At 57.0% G+C, this 19,852-nt stretch carries 18 protein-coding genes and 2 pseudogenes; 14 read left to right on the forward strand and 6 right to left on the reverse strand.

Annotation, left to right across the window (positions count from 1 at the left end; genetic code table 11):
* Nucleotides 1-5 precede the first annotated feature (5 nt).
* The 3 genes from QRN55_RS03485 to QRN55_RS03495 all read right to left on the reverse strand — a co-directional run bounded on the left by QRN55_RS03485 (nt 6) and on the right by QRN55_RS03495 (nt 3,233).
* On the reverse strand, nt 6-947 hold the full coding sequence (locus QRN55_RS03485; protein WP_284774860.1) for a carbohydrate ABC transporter permease: 942 nt from the start codon (nt 945-947) through the stop codon (nt 6-8).
* Entirely contained in the window at nt 940-1,842 is a 903-nt protein-coding gene (locus QRN55_RS03490; protein ID WP_111841162.1) for a carbohydrate ABC transporter permease, read from the reverse strand. Before QRN55_RS03490 ends, QRN55_RS03485 begins: the two co-directional genes overlap by 8 nt.
* Nucleotides 1,843-1,997: 155 nt before the next feature.
* Nucleotides 1,998-3,233, reverse strand: a complete 1,236-nt coding sequence (locus QRN55_RS03495) for an ABC transporter substrate-binding protein (RefSeq protein ID WP_284774864.1) — start codon at nt 3,231-3,233, stop codon at nt 1,998-2,000.
* Nucleotides 3,234-4,003: 770 nt separating this feature from the next.
* Between QRN55_RS03495 and QRN55_RS03500 the strand changes: the two genes are divergently transcribed.
* The 12 genes and pseudogenes from QRN55_RS03500 to QRN55_RS03550 all read left to right on the forward strand — a co-directional run bounded on the left by QRN55_RS03500 (nt 4,004) and on the right by QRN55_RS03550 (nt 16,089).
* On the forward strand, nt 4,004-4,318 hold the full coding sequence (locus QRN55_RS03500; RefSeq protein WP_111841160.1) for an STAS domain-containing protein: 315 nt from the start codon (nt 4,004-4,006) through the stop codon (nt 4,316-4,318).
* On the forward strand, nt 4,315-4,683 hold the full coding sequence (locus tag QRN55_RS03505; RefSeq protein ID WP_111841159.1) for a response regulator: 369 nt from the start codon (nt 4,315-4,317) through the stop codon (nt 4,681-4,683). The genes QRN55_RS03500 and QRN55_RS03505 overlap by 4 nt, the downstream gene beginning before the upstream one ends.
* On the forward strand, nt 4,680-6,671 hold the full coding sequence (locus QRN55_RS03510) for a chemotaxis protein CheA (protein ID WP_284774866.1): 1,992 nt from the start codon (nt 4,680-4,682) through the stop codon (nt 6,669-6,671). The genes QRN55_RS03505 and QRN55_RS03510 overlap by 4 nt, the downstream gene beginning before the upstream one ends.
* Nucleotides 6,668-7,210, forward strand: coding sequence for a chemotaxis protein CheW (locus QRN55_RS03515; RefSeq protein ID WP_111841157.1), 543 nt, complete (start codon nt 6,668-6,670; stop codon nt 7,208-7,210). Before QRN55_RS03510 ends, QRN55_RS03515 begins: the two co-directional genes overlap by 4 nt.
* 1 nt (nt 7,211) lies before the next feature.
* Nucleotides 7,212-9,023: a methyl-accepting chemotaxis protein gene (locus QRN55_RS03520; RefSeq protein ID WP_284774869.1), complete on the forward strand. Its 1,812-nt coding sequence runs from the start codon at nt 7,212-7,214 to the stop codon at nt 9,021-9,023.
* Nucleotides 9,024-9,219: 196 nt separating this feature from the next.
* Nucleotides 9,220-9,648 (forward strand): annotated as a pseudogene (locus tag QRN55_RS24495) (methyl-accepting chemotaxis protein); the annotation flags it as partial.
* A 156-nt stretch (nt 9,649-9,804) separates the two neighbouring features.
* Nucleotides 9,805-10,866 (forward strand): annotated as a pseudogene (locus tag QRN55_RS24500) (methyl-accepting chemotaxis protein); the annotation flags it as partial.
* A 153-nt stretch (nt 10,867-11,019) separates the two neighbouring features.
* The gene (locus QRN55_RS03530) at nt 11,020-12,720 is read left to right on the forward strand and encodes a methyl-accepting chemotaxis protein (protein WP_284774873.1); all 1,701 of its coding nucleotides are present in this window, start codon (nt 11,020-11,022) and stop codon (nt 12,718-12,720) included.
* A gap of 109 nt (nt 12,721-12,829) precedes the next feature.
* Nucleotides 12,830-13,324, forward strand: a complete 495-nt coding sequence (locus tag QRN55_RS03535; RefSeq protein WP_284774875.1) for a chemotaxis protein CheW — start codon at nt 12,830-12,832, stop codon at nt 13,322-13,324.
* A gap of 14 nt (nt 13,325-13,338) precedes the next feature.
* On the forward strand, nt 13,339-14,187 hold the full coding sequence (locus QRN55_RS03540; RefSeq protein ID WP_284774876.1) for a CheR family methyltransferase: 849 nt from the start codon (nt 13,339-13,341) through the stop codon (nt 14,185-14,187).
* A gap of 6 nt (nt 14,188-14,193) precedes the next feature.
* Nucleotides 14,194-15,282: a protein-glutamate methylesterase/protein-glutamine glutaminase gene (locus QRN55_RS03545; protein ID WP_111841151.1), complete on the forward strand. Its 1,089-nt coding sequence runs from the start codon at nt 14,194-14,196 to the stop codon at nt 15,280-15,282.
* Nucleotides 15,283-15,396: 114 nt separating this feature from the next.
* Nucleotides 15,397-16,089 carry a ParA family protein gene (locus tag QRN55_RS03550; RefSeq protein ID WP_111841150.1) on the forward strand — a complete coding sequence of 231 codons (693 nt, stop codon included), beginning with the start codon at nt 15,397-15,399 and terminating at the stop codon, nt 16,087-16,089.
* Nucleotides 16,090-16,150: 61 nt separating this feature from the next.
* On the opposite strand, the gene QRN55_RS03555 is transcribed toward QRN55_RS03550, so the two are convergent.
* On the reverse strand, nt 16,151-16,666 hold the full coding sequence (locus QRN55_RS03555) for a hypothetical protein (RefSeq protein WP_284774879.1): 516 nt from the start codon (nt 16,664-16,666) through the stop codon (nt 16,151-16,153).
* A 132-nt stretch (nt 16,667-16,798) separates the two neighbouring features.
* On the opposite strand from QRN55_RS03555, the gene QRN55_RS03560 reads away from it, so the two are divergent.
* Both QRN55_RS03560 and QRN55_RS03565 read left to right on the forward strand, forming a co-directional pair.
* On the forward strand, nt 16,799-17,467 hold the full coding sequence (locus tag QRN55_RS03560) for a response regulator transcription factor (protein WP_284774881.1): 669 nt from the start codon (nt 16,799-16,801) through the stop codon (nt 17,465-17,467).
* Nucleotides 17,464-18,858 carry a sensor histidine kinase gene (locus QRN55_RS03565; protein WP_284774883.1) on the forward strand — a complete coding sequence of 465 codons (1,395 nt, stop codon included), beginning with the start codon at nt 17,464-17,466 and terminating at the stop codon, nt 18,856-18,858. Before QRN55_RS03560 ends, QRN55_RS03565 begins: the two co-directional genes overlap by 4 nt.
* Here QRN55_RS03565 and QRN55_RS03570 read toward each other — a convergent pair.
* Both QRN55_RS03570 and QRN55_RS03575 read right to left on the reverse strand, forming a co-directional pair.
* Nucleotides 18,841-19,194, reverse strand: a complete 354-nt coding sequence (locus QRN55_RS03570; RefSeq protein ID WP_284774884.1) for a DUF4112 domain-containing protein — start codon at nt 19,192-19,194, stop codon at nt 18,841-18,843. The two genes, QRN55_RS03565 and QRN55_RS03570, sit on opposite strands and share 18 nt — an antisense overlap.
* 178 nt (nt 19,195-19,372) lie before the next feature.
* Nucleotides 19,373-19,681, reverse strand: coding sequence for a hypothetical protein (locus tag QRN55_RS03575; RefSeq protein ID WP_284774887.1), 309 nt, complete (start codon nt 19,679-19,681; stop codon nt 19,373-19,375).
* Nucleotides 19,682-19,852 lie beyond the last annotated feature (171 nt).

The raw sequence follows: 19,852 nt of genomic DNA on the forward strand, positions 1-19,852 counted from the left end.
GAAGCTTAACCTTTGACTGCGCCTGCGGCGATGCCGCGGACAAAAAGTCTGCCTGAAACGAAATAGACGAACAGCGGAACGGCACCGGTCAGAAGGGTCGCCGCCATATTGACGTTGTATTCCTTCACGCCTTGAACCGAGTTGACGATGTTGTTGAGCTGAACCGTCATCGGGTAATATTCCGGTCTGGTGAAGACGACGCCGAACAGGAAGTCGTTCCAGATGCCGGTCACCTGCAAGATCATGGCCACCACGAAAATCGGCAGCGACATGGGGGCCATGATGCGAAAATAGATTTGCCAGAAATTCGCACCATCGATGCGCGCTGCCTTGAACAACTCTTCCGGCAGACCCGCGAAGTAGTTGCGAAACAACAGGGTGAGGATCGGCATTCCGAAAATCGTGTGCACGATAACGAGGCCGGTCAACGTGCCATAAACGCCCATTTCACGCAGGACAATCACGATCGGATAGATCATCACCTGATAGGGAATGAACGCACCGATGATGAGGATGGAGAAGAAAAACTCCGAGCCTTTGAACTTCCAGTTCGCCAATGCGTATCCACTGACCGATGCAATCACAATCGATACGATGGTGGATGGGAGCGTGATGAGCACGGAGTTCCAGAAGCCACGTGACAGGCCATCGCAATTGAGACCGGTACAGGCATTGGACCATGCCTTGACCCACGGCTCAAAAGTAATTTCGAGCGGCGGAGCAAAGATGTTGCCCATGCGGATTTCAGGCATGCCTTTAAGCGATGTCACGACCATCACGTAAAGAGGTAACAGATAATAGAGCGCAGCAATGGTCAGGCTGCCATAGAGGATGATGTTGCGCCGGGACAGCCGCTTCTTAGGCTTGCGCCCGCGTGGACCATCGAGTTGGGCCGAGACGGGATCGACGCCTGCCGCGACCGTATTCAGTGTCGAGATATTAGCCACGCTTGCGCCCTCCGAACTCGAGATAGGCCCATGGAACAACAATGATGGCGACCGTCAGCAGCATCATGGTCGATGCGGCGAAGCCCTGCCCCAGGTTTTGCGCCTGGAACATATAATCGTAGACGTACTTGGCAGGCACTTCCGATGCGATGCCGGGGCCGCCGCTGGTTTGTGCCACCACGAGGTCGTACACTTTGACGATGCCGCTAGCGATGATGACCAAGGTAGTGATGAAAACCGGGCGCATCATCGGGATGACGATGAGGATATAGGTCTTCCACATGGGAATACCGTCCACACGAGAGGCCTTCCAGATGTCCTCATCGATCCCGCGCAGACCCGCCAGCATGAGGCACATGACGAGGCCGGTGCCTTGCCAGAGTGCCGCAATCAAGATGCCATAGATCACGAAATCCGAATTATAGAGCGGATCGAAGGTGAAACTTTCCCAGCCGAGAGACCGCACAACGGCCTGAATGCCGAACTCCGGGTTCAACAGCCACTGCCAGACAAGGCCGGTGACGATAAAGGACAGGGCGAAGGGATAGAGAAAGATTGTTCTAAAGGTATTCTCGAACCTGATTTTCTGATCCATCAGCGCCGCCAGCACGAAGCCGATGACAAGGCTGAAAATCAGCGAAAGAATGCCGTATATGGCTAGGTTCTGGATCGATATCAGCCAACGGGGCGCCGCCCAGAGGCGTTCATATTGTTCAAAACCAATGAATGTCGCGCGAGGTAGCAATTTTGAATTCGTAAAGGAATAAACGACTGTCCAGATCGTTCCGCCCATGAAGATGACCATCGCGGTCAGGATCATGGGGATAGATGCAATCTTTGAATTCAGATTGCGGAATAGCTGGTTGGGACGACCAGAATGGCTTTTAACCGCCATGTACCACTCCTCATCAATCATAAAGGTTGATTGCGCGGCGGGTAGCTTCAGCATATCCCGCGGCACGATTTTCCAGACGCAAAATCAAGGGCGTCGGGTAAGGAGGCGTCTGTCACCGGCAAACGTAAGCGTTTGCCGGTGACAGACGAAGAAGATCAGTCTGCTGAGGCAATGATGTCAGCAAAACGCTTTTGTGCAGCCTCGGCAGTGAGGGACGCATTGGCAAAAAACTCGGACATCAAGTCCTCTTTTTGCTTTTGCGTATCGGCGGAGATCAACTGATCCGTGCTTGCCAGCACATTGCCCTTCGCCAAGATATCCAGACCCTTTTTCATGCAGTCGTTCGCGACACCGAGGTCAACGTCCGAGCGGATGGGAAGCGAGCCCTTCTTCAGGTTGAAGGCCAACTGTGTCTTGGGATCGACGATCACTTCTGCCAGAACCTCCTGCGCCTTGGACTTCGCTTCGTCTTTCAACAAAGGAAAATAGAAAGCGTCGCCATTGGCTGTCAGATATTCATTGAGACCAAGGCCTGGAAGGCAGGTGTAATCGGTTCCCGCTTTCATATTGGCTAGTTGGAACTCACCTTGCGCCCAGTCACCCATGATCTGGCCGCCAGCTTTGCCGGTGATGACCATGTTCGTTGCCTGGTTCCAGTCTTGAACGTTGGAACCCTTTGTCAGCTTGCGGGCTTCGTCGGCAGCAGCGAAAATCTTCTGCATGTCCGGTCCGGCGGCAACCTCGGCGTCCTTATCCTTGTAGACCTTTTCGTAAAGGTCCTTGCCTCCCATCGCAATCAACAGCGTATCGAACAGACCGTTGGCCTGCCAAGCCTGACCACCCAGCGCGAGCGGCTGAATTCCGGCCTTTTGCAAAGCAGGCGCTGCGGCGATGAATTCCGTCCAGTTCTTGGGAACCTCTACGCCAGCCTTCTTGAAAGCTGCATTGGAAAGCCATAGCCACTGCCACGAGTGAATGTTGACGGGCGCGCAATAAATCTTGCCGTCGATGGTGCAGCTTTCGAGCAGGCTGGCTGGCTTGATAATCTCTTTCCAGTTGCCCTTTTCAGCTACGTCGGTCAGATCGCGCATCAAACCGGACTGCGCCAATTCTTCTGCCTGGCGACCATGGTTGAACTGGGTTGCGCCCATCGGATCGCCGCCGGTGATGCGGCTGATCATGATTGGTCTCGCCGTACCGCCCGATCCGGCAATGGCACCATCGACCCACTTATTGCCGGTTGCATCGAAAGCCTTGGCGAGCTCTCCCACCGCTGCGGCCTCACTACCCGATGTCCACCAGTGCGTTACTTCCAGGTCTGTCGCTGCGGCAATACTTGCCGGAAGCATCACACCAGCCGACAGAGCGGCCAAAATAAAACGAATGCGCATGAGTCTCCTCCCTCACTGAAACGTTGCCGTAAAAACGTATTCGAATCATTCCCCTTCTGCAACAGCACCGGTCATAAAAAATTAAGACTGATAATTACTTATTTATATCAATGCTTTGAACTATTTCTTCGGGCAGATTTTCGTGCGTCTAGACGCGATTTACAGCGGCCTGTGAAAAATGGCTGATAACTTCTTTGGCTGTGACGATCACGGAGCATGAGAGGTCGTAACCACGGATATGAGGCACCTGTACCTGCGCTTCACAGGAACGTTATCGAGTAACGACGACGATACTCTTATCAACTTTATGTAACGTAACGGTGTTTGAGTACCGTATATCTTCGGTAGTAAATCTAATATATTGCCGACAGGCATTTTGAATTAAGGCAGCGCAACCATACATCTTAAGGAATGCGACTAATCGCAACCTGGCTTAACGACGCATTAACTAGTCCGCGCATATGAATATGGCTAATATAACAAGCGGAACCAACAGATAGCGGCGCATCGCAGCAGTTGTGCACCGCTATAACGGGTTGCATGAAGCCGACCCGATTTCAACAATGTATCGATTTGAAACGCTGTCCAGGTTCGGCTGGATGGTGCGGTCATGGCTGTGTCTAGCGCTTGGCGCATGCCCGATGCAAATCCTCAAAACAAACTGTCAACGCCGACATGCGTACCAATACGCGTGCCTGATCGTTGCTGGGTGCGGATCATACTTCTTCGCTGGCCAGAGCGAAAGCAACAGGGGACGTTTAGGAAAACTGATGACACCAGAAATACTCAATCTGCCTCCTTCGCTTTCCATACGAGGCATCTCTGCCATTCATGAAACGCTTTTCGAGGCGTTGCAGATGAACAAGGCCGTCACGGTCGAAATCCCGGCAGATGCCCACGCGGACCTCAGCTTCATCCAGCTTATCGAAGCATCGCGGCTCTATGCGCGCGCCGAAGGCAAATACATCACACTTACGAAACCGGCTTCGCCAGCAATCGTCGATACCCTGCGGCGGGGCGGTTTTCTGACCGACATGGACGAGGCCTCTCGCCTCTTCTGGCTGCATGGAAAGGAAATACAATGAGCGCCAACATTCTCACCGTCGATGACTCTGCAAGCATCAGAATGACCACCAAAATTGCCCTGACGAATGCAGGTTATCAGGTAACAGAGGCGGTTGATGGCGCAGATGGCCTTACCAAAGCCAAGGCTGGCACGTTCGACCTCATCGTCACCGATCTGAACATGCCCAACATGAACGGCCTGGAAATGATCGAAGCGCTGCGCCAGTCGCCTGCGCATACAGGCATTCCCATCATCTTTCTGACCACGGAATCGGACGCAGACATGAAGGCCCGCGCGAAAGCCGCCGGTGCCACGGGCTGGGTCACGAAGCCGTTCGACCCGGAAAATCTCGTAAAAATTGCTAAAAAGGTTCTTGGTAGATGAATATACTGGACCCCATTCAGGTTTTCAGAACAGAAGCGGCAGAGCTTTTCGAGCAGATCGAAAGCGGTCTGCTCGACCTGTTGCATGATCTGTCCAATCAGGGACAGATCGATGCCGTTTTTCGCGGCCTGCATACCCTCAAGGGGTCCGGTGCCATGTTCGGCTTCGAAGCCTTGGCAGCCTTCACCCACCATTGTGAAACCGCATTCGACCGCGTTCGCAAGGGCGAAGTCCCTGCAAGCAGTGAACTGATCGCAGCCGTTCTGGAAGCGCAAGATCACATGCGTTGCCTGGTCGACAATCCATCCCGTGCGTTGCCCGAGACCGGCGACCGTCTTCTGGCCAAATTGCAGGCTGCAGTCGGCACCGACGCGATGGGCGCGGTCCATCATGTCCAGCCAGCAGCGCCGAAGAAGGCAGACGCACCTTCTGTTGCAACGTGGCAGATCGATTTCAGCCTGCCCTCCAATGCGATGGCCAACGGCACCAATCCCCTTGGCCTTCTGGATGAGCTGGCAGAACTGGGTGACTGCACGATTGCCGCCAATACCAGCGCCATTCCGGCTATCGACAGCATCGACCCGACCAATCTCTATCTCTCGTGGAAAGTGACACTCACGACGGACAAGCCACGCTCGGCTATCGACGACGTCTTCATTTTCGTCATGGATGAGATGGAGATCGACGTCAAAAAGCTTTCCGACGAACCCGCCCCATCCGCCGAAATCGTGCCACCTCTGGCACCTGTTGAAGAGGCCGCAAAGGCAAATCCGGCAGCAGCACAGGCAGCCGCCGATGGCAAGCAAAACAAGGGCGCGGAAAACGTCCGCGTTCCTGCCGAGCGCCTCGATGAACTGATGGACCGCGTCGGCGAACTCGTCATTGCCCAGTCGCGCTTGTCGCAGTTGGCAAACACAAGCGTCGATATCCAGCTTCGCTCCGTATCGGAAGATGTGGAGCGTCTCTCCGGTGAACTGCGCGACACGATGATGGTGCTGCGCATGGTGCCCATCGCGCAGCTTTTCAGCCGCTTCCGCCGTCTGACACACGATCTGGCCCGCGAAACCGGCAAGCAGATCGAGCTTGTGACCGAGGGCGAGTCCACCGAGGTGGACAAGGTCGTCATCGAGCGTCTTGCCGATCCGTTGGTGCATCTCGTTCGCAACTCCTGCGACCATGGTCTTGAAACGCCGGAAGAACGCATTGCCGCTGGCAAAAAGCCTGCGGGACAGGTCACCCTCGTTGCCCGCCAGACCGGTGGCGACGTGACGATCACCATCAAGGACGATGGTCGCGGCATCGACCGCCAGCGCGTCCGGGCCAAAGCGGAATCGTCGGGCCTCATCGCCGCAGGTGCGAACCTGTCCGATCAGGAACTCCTTCAGATGATCTTTGAGCCCGGCTTTTCCACCGCCGCCGCCGTCACCAATCTGTCGGGTCGCGGCGTCGGCATGGATGTCGTGAAAAAAACAATCGAAGCGCTGCGCGGGACCATCAACGTCTCCAGCACCGCAGGCGTCGGTTCCGAAATCACCCTCGCCATTCCGCTGACGCTGGCCATCATTGATGGTCTGCTCGTGCGGGTCGGCAACGGGTGCTACGTCATTCCGCTTTCTGCGGTGGAGGAATGCCTGGAGCTTTCCCCGGAAAACGACGTCAAATCGCGTGGCCGTTCCTTCATATCGCTGCGTGAAAGCCTTGTACCCTTCATCCGTCTGCGCGAACTGTTCCAGACCGGCACCAGCCCTGACCAGTTCCAGAAAGTCGTCGTCATTTCCACGGGGTCCGAGCGTGTCGGTCTCGTCGTGGACCAGATCATCGGCGACCACCAGACCGTTATCAAGGCCATGTCGAAACTTCACCATGACGTCGCGACCTTCTCGGGCGCGACCATTCTGGGAGACGGCAGCGTCGCCCTCATTCTCGATGTCGGACACCTGGTCATTGCAGGCCAGCAGCAGGAGGCGCATATGCGTATTGCCGGATGAACCAGCCTCTTTTGAAACAGCCAGAAGACATGTGGGCAAGCCGCGAAGACCTGGAAGTTCTGACCTTCAGCATCGAAGGCGAGACATTCGCCATCGAAGCAGTTCTTGTTCAGGAAATTCTCGACCTGCTGCCTGAAACAGCAGTCCCTGGCAGCAAGCCTTTCGTCGCCAGCGTCATCAACTTCCGCGGCAAGGTCATTCCGCTTGCGGATATCCGGTTGGCATTCGGCATGGGCGCTGCGGAAAAGACCATCGACAGCCGCATCGTCGTCATCGAACTTCCTATGGAAGGCGAGCGCACGCTGATCGGTCTTCGCACCGACAAGGTCTACGAAGTCACCACATTCTCCAAAACGGCGAGCGAGCAGCCGCCGAGCGTGGGCATGCGGTGGCGTCCCGACTACATCAATTGCCTCATCAAACGGGGCAGCGAATTCGTCATTCTTCCCAACCTGAATGCGATTTTTACCTCACAGCCTGACGCATCCGCCAAGGGCACCTCCCGCAACAACGTCATCGAACTCTCTAAGGAATTCTAGAATGCGATTTACCATTAAGATGAAGCTAGCTGTCGCATTCGGATTCCTGATCTTGATGCTCGCAGGAACAGCCGGATACGGCATTTTCAGCCTTGGCGTCGCAAAGGGCGCGATGGATGACGTCGTTGACGGCACCGTCGTTCGTCTCGACAAGACACACCAGATCAACGCCCTGTCGCTTTCCATGGTCCGTGCGCAGAAGAACCTGATTCTGGCGACATCGCCGCAGGAAGCACAAAAACACATCGCGACCAGCAACGAAATCCGCGGTGAGATGGACAAGATGATTGCTGACATGGCAGCAACGGCGAGCGCCGAAACGCGCGGCTACTGGACCGACCTGCAGACAATCACCAAGGCATTCGAGACGAGCGACGAACGCGTTCGCGAATATGTGGCCGAAGGCAATGTCTCAGCCGCATCGACTTACTCTTCGGGTGAAGGCCGTGTGGCTGCAAGCGCACTGACCCAGAAACTCGATGAAGGCGTGCAGATGAACCGGACACGCCTCAACGAAGCCAAACAGTCTGCCGCTTCCGAGTACGAGCAGACACGCATGATGCTGATTGCCGCATCGATTGCAGCCGTTGTTATTGCGGTGATGACAGCACTTTGGATTGCCTTGGGTATCAGCAGCGGCCTTCGTAAGATCATGACCGTGGCAGAAGCCGTGTCGGTTGGCGATCTTGATCAGGAAGTTGAGATCAAGACCAACGATGAGATCAAGGATCTGGTTAACCGCATCAACGTCATGACCGGCAATCTGCGCAACACCGCAAGCGTCGCTAACGAAATTGCAGACGGTAACCTGACAGTCACGCCAAGACCGCTTTCTGACAAGGACACGCTTGGTATTTCTCTTCAGCGCATGGTCGAGCGCCTCCGTGGCGTGGTTTCGGATGCGTTGACCGCTGCCGACAACGTCTCGTCCGGTAGCCAGGAACTGTCGGCAAGCTCCGAGCAGCTCTCACAGGGTGCGACGGAACAGGCATCGTCTGCCGAAGAAGCATCTGCTTCGATGGAACAGATGGCTGCCAACATCAAGCAGAATGCCGACAACGCGGCCCAGACCGAAAAGATCGCCCGTCAGTCTTCCAAGGATGCGGAAGCCAGTGGCGAGGCCGTGGGCCGTGCCGTCTCTGCCATGCGCACCATCGCGGAAAAGATTTCCATTGTTCAGGAAATCGCTCGTCAGACGGACCTTCTCGCGCTGAACGCCGCCGTTGAAGCAGCCCGTGCTGGCGAACATGGCAAGGGCTTTGCCGTCGTTGCCTCGGAAGTCCGCAAGCTGGCCGAACGCAGCCAGGCCGCTGCTGCCGAAATCTCTTCGCTGTCGGGCGAGACCGTACAGGTCGCGACCGAAGCCGGCGATATGCTGAACCGCCTGGTGCCGGATATCCGCAAGACCGCCGAACTGGTCTCGGAAATTTCTGCGGCCTGCCGCGAGCAGGATATCGGTGCCAGCCAGATCAATGAAGCGATCCAGCAGCTCGATCTCGTCACCCAGCAGAACTCCGGCGCGTCTGAAGAAATGTCCGCCACCTCGGAAGAGCTGGCAGCACAGGCCGAAGAGCTACAGGCCAGCATTGCCTTCTTCAAGGTAGAGCGCGGCAATTCCGGCTACGCCCAGAAGACGCAGGCACGGCCTTCCGCACCGGCACCGCGTCAGGCCGCAAAGCCTGCCGCACCGGCACGCCGCCCGACACAGGACCAGTCCATCCACGGCCAACAGGCCCGCGCCAAGGGCTTTGCACTTGATATGTCCATGGGCGGCCCAGATGCCAGCGACGCCGACTTCCGCGAAAGCGCGTAAATCAAAGCAACACCCCCGCTTCGTTCGATTTTAATGACGAAGCGGGGACTACAAAATTAGAGAATGAAGCATTCCATTCAATCGATCTGGGGCCTGAGATGACCTGGCTTGCGTTCAAGATTTATAAGGGACAAGTATCATGCACCTCACCATTAAACTTAAGCTAGCGCTTGCCTTTGGCCTCATCATTTTGATGATGGCGGGTACATCCGTCTACTCCATCAACAGCCTCAACAGCCTTAACACTGCCATCAGCAACCTGATAGCCGGTCCTGCCGCCCGCCTTGAGGCCGCTCAAGAACTTGGCCGCATCCAGCTGCGCTTCACCCGTTCGCAGATGAACATGTCCACTGCGGATAATGCCGCAGCTGCCGAAAAATCCATTCAGGACAGTGACACCTACCGCAGCCAGTTCAATGAAAAAGTCGATTGGCTTCAGAAGAATGCGACCACAGATGCGGGTCGTACGCAATGGCGTCTCGTTGGAGAATTGGGCGCAGAACTGTTTCACATTGACGACGACATCCGCAAATCCGTGAGATCTGGCGATCTTCAGACTGCTCTGATCAAGACGAAGACTGAAAGCCGCACGGCCACCGACAAGATCGGCGATATTATCGACCAGCGCGTAGAGGCAAGCAAAACCCAGATGCGCCAGGCCGACGCGGATACGGATTCGCTTTACGACACCACATGGACGATGATCACCGGCATTTCCTCAACAGCAATCGTGATTGCTCTTGCTGCGGCATTCCTGATCGCACTTGGTATCGTCAAGGGCCTCAGCAGGGCATCGGCAGCCGTCCAGAAAGTTGCCGATGGCGACCTGACAACCTTGAGCGAAATCACGTCGCGCGATGAAATCGGCAAGCTTCTGGAGCAGGTCAATGTCATGATCGAACGTCTGCGTGGTGTCGTCTCCGACTCCCTCTCTGCCGCAGACAACGTCTCGACTGGTAGCCAGGAACTGTCCGCCAGCTCCGAGCAGGTCTCGCAGGGCGCAACAGAACAGGCCTCTTCCACAGAAGAAGCATCCGCATCCATGGAGCAGATGGCTGCCAACATTCGCCAGAACGCCGAAAATGCGGCTCAGACGGAAAAGATCGCTCGCCAGTCGTTCACTGATGCCGAAGCCAGCGGTGCCGCTGTCGGTCGCGCTGTCGTTGCCATGCGCACCATTGCCGAGAAAATTTCCATCGTTCAGGAAATTGCCCGCCAGACCGACCTTCTGGCTCTGAACGCCGCCGTGGAAGCGGCCCGTGCAGGCGAGCATGGCAAGGGCTTTGCCGTCGTTGCCTCGGAAGTCCGCAAGCTGGCAGAGCGTAGCCAGTCTGCCGCCGCTGAAATCAGCGCCATGTCCACTCAAACCGTGACTGCCGCTGCCGATGCAGGCGAAATGCTGAACCGTCTGGTTCCCGATATCCGCAAGACGGCAGAACTCGTTGCCGAAATCTCTGCGGCTTGCCGCGAGCAGGACATTGGCGCCAACCAGATCAACGAAGCGATCCAGCAGCTCGACCGGGTGACGCAGCAGAACACCAGCGCATCGGAAGAAATGTCGGCGACTTCGGAAGAGCTTGCAGCCCAGGCCGAAGAACTTCAGGCCAGCATCGCCTTCTTCAAGGTCGAGCGTGCGAACGCCGCGGCAGCAAACCGCCCGTCAACGCAATCCCACGGTACCGTCCGCGTAACTCATAATCCAGCACCGGCATCGAAAAGCTTTGCACGCAAACCGAACGACAACTCGATTGGCGCTCAGCAAGCGCGCGCCAAGGGCTTCGCACTGGACATGTCCATGGGCGGCCCGGATGCCAGCGACGCCGATTTCCGCGAAAGCGCATAAGTCGACCACCAAAGGGCTCGGGGAGAATAACTCCGGGCCCAACGACCATCGCAAGCTTTGTCGCCAGTGAGATTTCCGCCGCCTTCAAATGGTTTTTGAGGGCAGAACACAACCTTTTTTGCAACCCTCTCCCATTTTGAACCCGAGGTTATTATGCGCTTCACGATTAAACTAAAACTGGCTCTAGCGTTCACGCTCATCATTCTGATGGCCGGGGGCATGGCGACCATGGCTATTTTCAATCTCGCATCCCTTAACGATTCCATTACGGAAATCATCGATGGCCCGGCGGAAAATCTGCAAAGCCTGAACGCACTTTCGGAAAGCATCTCTGGTGCCATTCGCGCCGAAAAAAATGCTGTCATGTCCACCGATATGCAACAAATCAATGAGTACCGGCGCGATGCCACGGAGCGCCGTAAGGTTATCGAGACAAGTATTGGCAAGATCGAACTGGATACGTCTCCAGAAATAAAAACGGCTACGACGTCCTTCCGTTCGATTTACACCGACTGGATGAAAATACAGGACCAGGTTTTTGCCCTGGCAACTGAAAACACAGCAGAAAGCAATGAGCGCGCTGGTCAGTTGTCGATGACTGATGGAGCGATGGCAACGGATCGATTGCTCACGACCCTGACGGCACTGTCCTCGACGATTAACTCCGACCTGAAGAAAACCGACGAAGCAACCAACGAACAATATGAGTCGGCACGAAACATTCTCATTGGTGCATCGATCGCGCTCGTTATCTTCTCCGTCATTATTGCTTTCATGATTGCCCTCGGCATCAGCCGTGGCCTGACGAAGGCCATCGCTGCGGTTCGCGACGTCTCAGAGGGTGATCTCACGAAATTGGCGGCTGTCACGACCCGTGATGAAATCGGTCAGTTGCTTGAACACGTCAACACCATGATCGAACGTCTGCGCGGCGTCGTCTCCGACTCCCTGTCTGCCGCAGACAATGTTTCAACCGGCAGTCAGGAGCTTTCATCCAGCTCCGAGCAGGTCTCGCAGGGCGCAACAGAACAGGCCTCTTCCACAGAAGAAGCATCCGCATCCATGGAGCAGATGGCTGCCAACATTCGCCAGAACGCCGAAAATGCGGCTCAGACGGAAAAGATCGCTCGCCAGTCCTCCACCGATGCCGAAGCCAGCGGTGCCGCTGTCGGTCGCGCTGTCGTTGCCATGCGCACCATTGCCGAGAAGATTTCCATCGTTCAGGAAATCGCCCGCCAGACCGACCTTCTCGCCTTGAACGCAGCCGTGGAAGCGGCCCGTGCAGGTGAGCATGGTAAGGGCTTTGCCGTCGTTGCCTCGGAAGTCCGCAAGCTGGCAGAGCGTAGCCAGTCTGCCGCCGCCGAAATCAGCGCCATGTCCAGCGAAACAGTGACTGCCGCTGCCGATGCAGGCGAGATGCTGAACCGTCTGGTTCCCGATATCCGCAAGACGGCTGAACTGGTTGCCGAAATCTCTGCCGCCTGTCGCGAGCAGGACATCGGCGCCAACCAGATCAACGAGGCGATCCAGCAGCTCGACCGGGTGACGCAGCAGAACACCAGCGCATCGGAAGAAATGTCGGCAACCTCCGAAGAGCTTGCAGCCCAGGCCGAAGAGCTTCAGGCAAGCATCGCGTTCTTCAAGGTCGAGCGTGCAAACGCAGCGGCAGCCAACCGCGCGCAACCGCAGTTCCACGGCTCCATCCGCGCAACTCAGAGTGCGCCAAAGGCCGCTGCACGCAGACCGAACGACAACTCGATTGGCGCTCAGCAGGCACGCGCCAAGGGCTTTTCACTGGATATGTCGATGGGCGGCCCCGACGCGGCCGACCAGGACTTCCGCCAGTCCGCTTGATGACACATTGGCGCGGCGGACATTGCCCTCCGCCGCGTCAATGCCGAATACCGAGATCAGACGCAGACGACCTCGACTGACGAAACCATGACTTTGGAGAAGACGTAAAATGGCGAGCCCATCATCTCATACCCAGTACGTGACGTTCAGTCTCGGCGAGGAAGTCTTCGCCGTTCCTGTGGATGTCGTCCGAGAAATTCTCGACCATGAGGAGGCGTTCAAAATCCCCCATGGGCCGGATTATCTGCTGGGCCTGCGCGACGTGCGCGGTCAGGGCGTTCCCGTCATCGATCTGCGCCTGCGTCTGGGCATGACACGTACGGTGAAAACGCCGCACACCCGTATCCTCGTTCTCGACATCCCCTTCGGCGACAAGTTGCTGGCGCTGGGCTTGGTGGCCGACAAGGTCTTCGAAGTCACGCCGTTCCTTCTCGACCAGATCGAGACTGCGCCGGATATCGGCATTCGCTGGAACTCCAGCTACATCGCCGGCGTGGTGCGCCGCGAAGGTGATTTCGTCGTCATCATCGATCTTGCACAGTTGTTTTCAAGCGAAGCTGGCGATCTGGCAAAGATCAATGCCGGACCCATGCGCGCTGCGTGAAAGGAATTTGAGAGTTGAGTACCGCCGTCAGCGTAAATTTCGACGACAGCCTGAGCACCCGCGACTTTCGCGAACTCTCGAGCTTCATTTATGAATATTGCGGCATCAAAATGCCGGAGACCAAGCGCTCCATGCTGGAGGGTCGCCTGCGCAAACGCTTGCGCGCCACGGGTTATGCCAACTTCAGCGACTATTGCGACTATCTGTTTCGCCACGGTGGAATGGAAGCGGAATCGATCTTCCTGATCGACGTCGTCACCACGAACAAGACAGACTTTTTCCGCGAACCGAACCATTTCGACTTTATGGAAAAAGTCGCGCTGCCTGCATTGGCAAAGAGAGGGATCGGACGCGTGCGCGCCTGGAGTTCGGCCTGCTCGACAGGTGCCGAGCCCTACACCATGGCCATGGTCATGGCTGAAGCCGTGGAACGGAACGTAATCTCGGATTACAACATCCTCGCCACCGATCTGTCCACAGACGTGCTGCAAAAAGCCCATAGCGGCATCTACAGCCGTGATCTGGTCGATCCCGTGCCGCCGGAAATGAAGCGCAAATATGTGATGCAGGCCAAGGAGCGCGACCGCAACGACGTGCGAATTGCTGCAAAGCTTCGCTCCAAGATCGGCTTTGCGCGCATGAACCTGATGAACCCGAAATATGAAATCGGCGATCCTGTTCACATCCTGTTTTGCCGCAACGTCCTGATCTATTTCGACAAGAAGACGCAGACCCATGTCTTGACCGAGCTTTGCAAATGCATCGCACCGGGTGGCTATCTCCTCATCGGCCATTCGGAGACCGTGACCGGTATCGATCTTCCGATAAAGCAGGTTGCCAACACCGTCTTCATGAAACAATAAAGTAGCATGATCAAAAAAACCCGCGTCCTTATCGTCGATGATTCCGCCAGCGTCCGGCAGACGCTGACGGCGGTTCTTCAGTCCGACCCTGCAATCGAAGTGATCGGCGCAGCGTCCGACCCCTTCATGGCGGCGAAGAAGATACAGGAAGATATGCCGGATGTGATCACACTGGACGTGGAAATGCCGCGCATGGACGGCATTACCTTCCTGCGCAAGATCATGTCCCAGCACCCAATCCCGGTCGTCATGTGTTCATCGCTGACCGAAGCCGGTTCCGAAACGCTTCTTCAGGCGCTGGAAGCCGGCGCGGTGGATATCATCGTCAAGCCACGCATCGGTGCCGCCGATCATCTGGCTGAATCGGCACAGCGCATATGTGAAGTGGTCAAGAGTGCCGCGCATGCCCGCGTCAAGGGCGCCAAGGCGGTTGCCCGCCGGTCTGCCGCCAGCGATCCGCAGGCGAAACTGACTGCCGATGCCGTGCTGCCGCCACCATCTGGCAAGGCCATGGCCCGCACCACCGAAATGGTCGTCTGCGTCGGCGCATCCACTGGCGGCACCGAGGCATTGCGGGAAATGCTGGAAAAATTGCCCGCAAACGCGCCGGGCATGGTCATCGTCCAGCACATGCCGGAAAAATTTACCGCCGCTTTCGCGCGCCGCCTGAACACGCTTTGCGAGGTAGAGATCAAGGAAGCATCAGATGGTGATCCGGTCCTGCGTGGCCATGTGCTGATTGCCCCGGGTGACAAGCATATGCTGCTGGAAAGACAAGGCGCGCGCTACTATGTGTCGGTTCGCAATGGCCCTCTCGTTACCCGCCATCGCCCGTCGGTGGATGTGCTTTTCCGCTCCGCCGCGCGGTCGGCAGGGTCAAACGCCATGGGCGTCATCATGACCGGCATGGGGGATGACGGGGCGCGTGGCATGTTGGAAATGCATCAGGCAGGCGCATATACGGTTGCTCAAGACGAGGCCTCCTCCGTCGTTTTCGGCATGCCGAAGGAAGCCATCGCCCATGGTGGGGTGGACAAGATCGTGCCGCTGGACCAGATTTTCAGAGAAATCCTGGCCGAAGACCGCCGTCACTAATTTCGCTCATCTTATTTAGAAATCGTTAACCATAATGTTCAATGATCGGCTGGCGCCATGATTTCGGCGCATCGAAACAGGCGATGACCGTCTCAGCTTTTATCGGATCTTTCCATGGCGGTCATTACATTCGCAAATACCAAAGGTGGCGCAGGCAAGACGACGGCGGTTCTGCTGCTGGCGTCGGAACTGGCACGCCGCGGCTTGCGGATTTGCGTTGTCGATACAGATCCGCAGCGCTGGCTCTCCAAGTGGCGGGAATCGGCTGACCATCGCGTCGATCTCTCCGTCATCACCTATGTTTCCGCCTCCAGCCTTCAAAACCACGTTCTCGAAAACCGTCGGAAATTCGATCATGTCATCATCGATCTTCCCGGTGCCCAGTCACCTCTTCTGGCGACCGCCGTCGGACTGTCCAACCATGTGTTGATCCCCGTGCAGGGCAGCACCATGGATGCGCAGGGTGGCGCGCAGGTTCTCGAACTGCTGCGCTATCTCGATGATCGCGCGTCGATCAAGATTCCACATTCCGTCGTGCTGTCGCGCGTCAATTCGATGGTCACGACCCGCGCGCTTCTCGCCGCAAAAGCGCTGCTCGCAAAGCGCAATGTACATGTGCTTGATACCCCGATCATCGAGCGCGCCGCCTTTCGCGACATGTTCGATTTCGGCGGCTACCTGCATATGATGAACCCTGCACAGGTCAGCAATCTGGATAAGGCTATGCAGAACGCCTGTGCATTTGCCGATGAAGTCATGCGGCTTTTGCCAGTCCAGTCAGTCGCGCGCTACTCTTCCGCAGCCTGATCTTCAACGGCAAAAACCCGGCGGTCTCGCGACCACCGGGGGCTGTATCATTTAAAGTGTCTCAGGGCCTTGGCGCTTCAGGTGCCGGTCCGCGGACCATATCTTCCAGACGCTTGTGCGGTGGTGGGCCCTTCTGCGGACCAAGCGCTTCCGTCTTTCCGTCTTCGCGCACCAGATAGCTGGCATGTACGAAGCCATCGTCGAAACGGCCTTGCACGGTCACGGCCTCGTTCTGCTTGACCAGATCGCCATCTTCCCAGCCGGGACCCGTTTCGATCAGCGCCTTGCCGCTACCATCCTGCAACACGAATTTATTGCCGTAGATTTCGGCAACCGTGCCCTTGATGGTGACAAGGCTCGATGCTGGCATGGTCGAGATTTCGACCGGCGTCATGGGTGCCATTTCAGCCGTTGGCCGCACCAGTTTCATGGCGCCTGCACCGCCCGCAGCACCCAGTGCTAGGGCAACGACTGCGGCGATGGCTGGTAGTGCCAGTCGGCTGCGGCGTTTATGGTTTGGATGATCCGGCGCTGGTGTGGGGCCGATATGGTCTGCTGTGTGATTTTCGTTTTCCATTTGCGTTGCTCCTTGTGAATGACAACTGCAATCTAGCCCAACCTCCCACACAGCTGCCTGAACCTTCCTGTTCAGTTTGAGTTAAGCTGCCAGATCTAGATTTCCGGCCTTCTCTCATTGGAAAGTTCACTCATGCGCGTATTGCTCGTGGAAGACGACGCAGATCTCGGCGGCAGGATCGCAAGTGCACTGCGGCTTGAAAACTTCGTCGTCGATGTCGCCCGCAATGGCGAAGATGCGCTTCACGCAGGGCTGACGGAACTCTTCGACGTCGCCATTCTCGACCTGGGCCTGCCCAAGATCGATGGCATCTCGGTGCTGAAAGGCTGGCGCGAAAGCGAACGCAATCTCCCCGTTCTTGTCCTTACCGCCCGCGATGGCTGGCCGGACAAAGTAGCAAGCTTCAAGGCCGGGGCAGACGACTTTCTGCCAAAGCCCTTCAAGGTGGAGGAGCTGGTGCTACGGCTGCGAGCGCTGGTGCGCCGGGCTGCCGGTTACGCTTCCGCCCGGCTGAATTGCGGACCGCTGGTCTTCGACGCGCAGCTTAGCACCTTCGAACTCGATGGCCTTCCCTTGAAACTCACGGCGCTCGAATGGCGTGTCCTGTCCTGCCTCATCCTGCGCAAGGAAACCATCGTCGACCGCCGTGAACTGAACGAGCGCGTCTACGACGGGGATGCGGAAGTGGACTCGAATTCGATAGAGGTCATCATTGCCAGACTGCGCAAGAAAGTCGGTGCGGAACGCATCGAAACTGTCAGGGGTCGCGGCTACATGCTGACGGCAGCGGTGGCAAGTTGACGATCTTTCCGCTGAATTCTCCAAAGTCTATCGCCGGGCGGCTGTTGCTGTTCTCGGGCATTTTCGTCACCGCGGCACTGGTGGTCGCCTCGGTTATCCTATGGCTCGCTCTGAAAACGGTGGTGCGCGAGCAGATCGATCAGCGGCTGGACACGCAAATCAGCGCGCTTGCCGGTGCTGTCAGGCAAGGGCCGGACGGCAGGCTCTCACTCTCCACACCCTTGGATGCGCCACCCTTCGACCGTGGCGGCTCCGGCTGGTACTGGCAGATTGATGCAGGCGATCAACACCTGACATCCCGCTCGCTGATGCAAAGCACACTGGAAGCCCCTCCGCCGCGCCAAAGCCTAAAACACATGCTGACGGGCATGGCCTCGCCCGGTGAAAGCAGGGACAGCAACGGCCAGATGCTCTATACGCGTCAAATCTCCCGCGACATCGGCGGCACAGTAATGATCATCACCGCGAGTGCGCCCTCCACAGCGCTGATCAAACCCGCATTGAGAGCCTTGTTCTGGCTGGTGCCCTGCATGCTGGTTCTCGGCACCGTCCTTTTGGGCGGAACGCTCTGGCAAATACGCTTCGGTCTGCGACCGCTCGCGTCGATGGCTAAAGATATCGACGCCATCAACAATGGTGAACTCGACCGACTGCCGCCGCAGCCATCGAGCGAACTTGCGCCACTTTCTGCAAAGACCAACGCTTTACTGACGGCAAATGAGGAGCGGTTGATCGCAACACGCATGCAGTTTGCCAATCTCGCTCACGGCCTGAAGACGCCCGTCGCCAGTCTGCTTCTAGCGCTGACCGACAGCAATGATCCCGACGGTACGTTGCGAGATCTGGGCAGACGCATCGACCATCGGATCAAGCACCACCTCAGCGCAACGCGACAAGTCATGGCCGCAGGTAACGCCTTGGCTGGTGCCGATATCGGATCGGTGGTGTCTAACCTGCATCTTGCAATCAGCTCCATTCACGCCGACAGAGGCATCAGCTTTGAAAATAATATCAAAGACGCCGCGCGGGTCGCCTGCGACGAGAACGATCTGGAGGAAATGCTGGGCAACCTGATCGACAACGCTTTCAAATGGGCATCGTCTCAGGTCAGCATCAGCGCCATCAAGGATGGCGCGAACCTGCGTATCAGTATTGCGGATGACGGCCCGGGCATTCCGGCCTCTCGTATGGAGGCCGTTCTGCTACCGGGCGTTCGAGAAGACGAACGGATCGCCGGTTCCGGCTTCGGCCTTACCATTGCTAACGAACTCGCCGAACTCCACGGCGGCTCGCTGTCCTTGGAGAGCAATTCACCCAACGGGCTGCGGGCCGTTCTCACTCTCCCCGCAAGCGTGAAAGCCCGCAGTTCAAGCCTACCTTTTACGGCCTAGCTGATCGTCGTGTATGCCGAAATGATCGATGATCATGTTGACGTTGCGGCGATGGGACTTGAAGTAAACGTCGAACAAATCGCCGACCAGCGGCACGCTGCCGACCACGGCATCCATGCCGATGTTGCCGATCATTCGCGCCAGCTTCTCACGCGGCACACCCATGCGACGGGCTTCGTTGACGATGTAAAGCCCCACCAGCGCACCTGCACCATCACCCACCAATGGCACAAGACCCATAATAGAATCGGCACCGAAGCGCAGTCGTGTGCCGGGAATACCGATCGCCGTATCCATCAGCCGAGCAATGCCGGACAGGCGGCGCAATCGACGCATGCGCTCCGCGCTGTCGAGGAATTCATCAGACGTTCAGGGGCTCGCCCCACTTGCATTCCACGTTCTTGCAGCCATCGGAGACTCCAACCCGAAAAGAGAAATCATATGGAATAAAGGAATGGGTATGCCGCGGGCTCCATTCAAGCCCTCGTTGTTCACGGCACCTCTGAAACAGTCATCAGCCGCCGGAAACCCTGATGGCACCGGCCTCGCCAAGGCTGCGCTGAACGGCGGCAACATCCTCCGCGGCTATATCCGCCGACACTTCGATTTCACCCTCAAGCGGCGCATCATCCCGCGCGCCCTCGCCCTTCGTTACATCGCCACCGGAAGGCTGAGAACCCACTGTGTTTTCAGCAGTAGCCGACTGAACGAAAATGTCCGGCCGCGCGATGCCGTGCTGCTGGACCATATGTTCGACTGCAAGATCTGCCGAAGCCCTTGTATTGAAAATAGCGCGTATCGTGGTGGTGCTGTCATCAGCCATTGAAGCGTCTCCTGTTTCGGATGTCCCACAACGCAGACGATCTCGACCGCCCATAGTTCCAAAACCATTTTAAATGGTGGCATTTTCAGAATGAACTCATCCTTCCTGGCATTATGGTGATCAGCGCAAATGAAGACACGTCAAAGTCTTCGATGATCTGCAAATAATCTT

This window comes from Agrobacterium sp. lyk4-40-TYG-31, assembly GCF_030209855.1.
Taxonomy (GTDB): domain Bacteria; phylum Pseudomonadota; class Alphaproteobacteria; order Rhizobiales; family Rhizobiaceae; genus Agrobacterium; species Agrobacterium vaccinii.

Excerpts from the sequence above, each read along its gene's own strand:
- QRN55_RS03490 (WP_111841162.1), bottom strand. The coding sequence starts at position 1,842 with ATGGCGGTTAAAAGCCATTCTGGTCGTCCCAACCAGCTATTCCGCAAT.
- QRN55_RS03495 (WP_284774864.1), bottom strand. The coding sequence starts at position 3,233 with ATGCGCATTCGTTTTATTTTGGCCGCTCTGTCGGCTGGTGTGATGCTT.
- QRN55_RS03500 (WP_111841160.1), top strand. The coding sequence starts at position 4,004 with ATGACACCAGAAATACTCAATCTGCCTCCTTCGCTTTCCATACGAGGC.
- QRN55_RS03505 (WP_111841159.1), top strand. The coding sequence starts at position 4,315 with ATGAGCGCCAACATTCTCACCGTCGATGACTCTGCAAGCATCAGAATG.
- QRN55_RS03510 (WP_284774866.1), top strand. The coding sequence starts at position 4,680 with ATGAATATACTGGACCCCATTCAGGTTTTCAGAACAGAAGCGGCAGAG.
- QRN55_RS03515 (WP_111841157.1), top strand. The coding sequence starts at position 6,668 with ATGAACCAGCCTCTTTTGAAACAGCCAGAAGACATGTGGGCAAGCCGC.
- QRN55_RS03520 (WP_284774869.1), top strand. The coding sequence starts at position 7,212 with ATGCGATTTACCATTAAGATGAAGCTAGCTGTCGCATTCGGATTCCTG.
- QRN55_RS03530 (WP_284774873.1), top strand. The coding sequence starts at position 11,020 with ATGCGCTTCACGATTAAACTAAAACTGGCTCTAGCGTTCACGCTCATC.
- QRN55_RS03535 (WP_284774875.1), top strand. The coding sequence starts at position 12,830 with ATGGCGAGCCCATCATCTCATACCCAGTACGTGACGTTCAGTCTCGGC.
- QRN55_RS03545 (WP_111841151.1), top strand. The coding sequence starts at position 14,194 with ATGATCAAAAAAACCCGCGTCCTTATCGTCGATGATTCCGCCAGCGTC.
- QRN55_RS03550 (WP_111841150.1), top strand. The coding sequence starts at position 15,397 with ATGGCGGTCATTACATTCGCAAATACCAAAGGTGGCGCAGGCAAGACG.
- QRN55_RS03555 (WP_284774879.1), bottom strand. The coding sequence starts at position 16,666 with ATGGAAAACGAAAATCACACAGCAGACCATATCGGCCCCACACCAGCG.
- QRN55_RS03560 (WP_284774881.1), top strand. The coding sequence starts at position 16,799 with ATGCGCGTATTGCTCGTGGAAGACGACGCAGATCTCGGCGGCAGGATC.
- QRN55_RS03570 (WP_284774884.1), bottom strand. The coding sequence starts at position 19,194 with ATGCGTCGATTGCGCCGCCTGTCCGGCATTGCTCGGCTGATGGATACG.
- QRN55_RS03575 (WP_284774887.1), bottom strand. The coding sequence starts at position 19,681 with ATGGCTGATGACAGCACCACCACGATACGCGCTATTTTCAATACAAGG.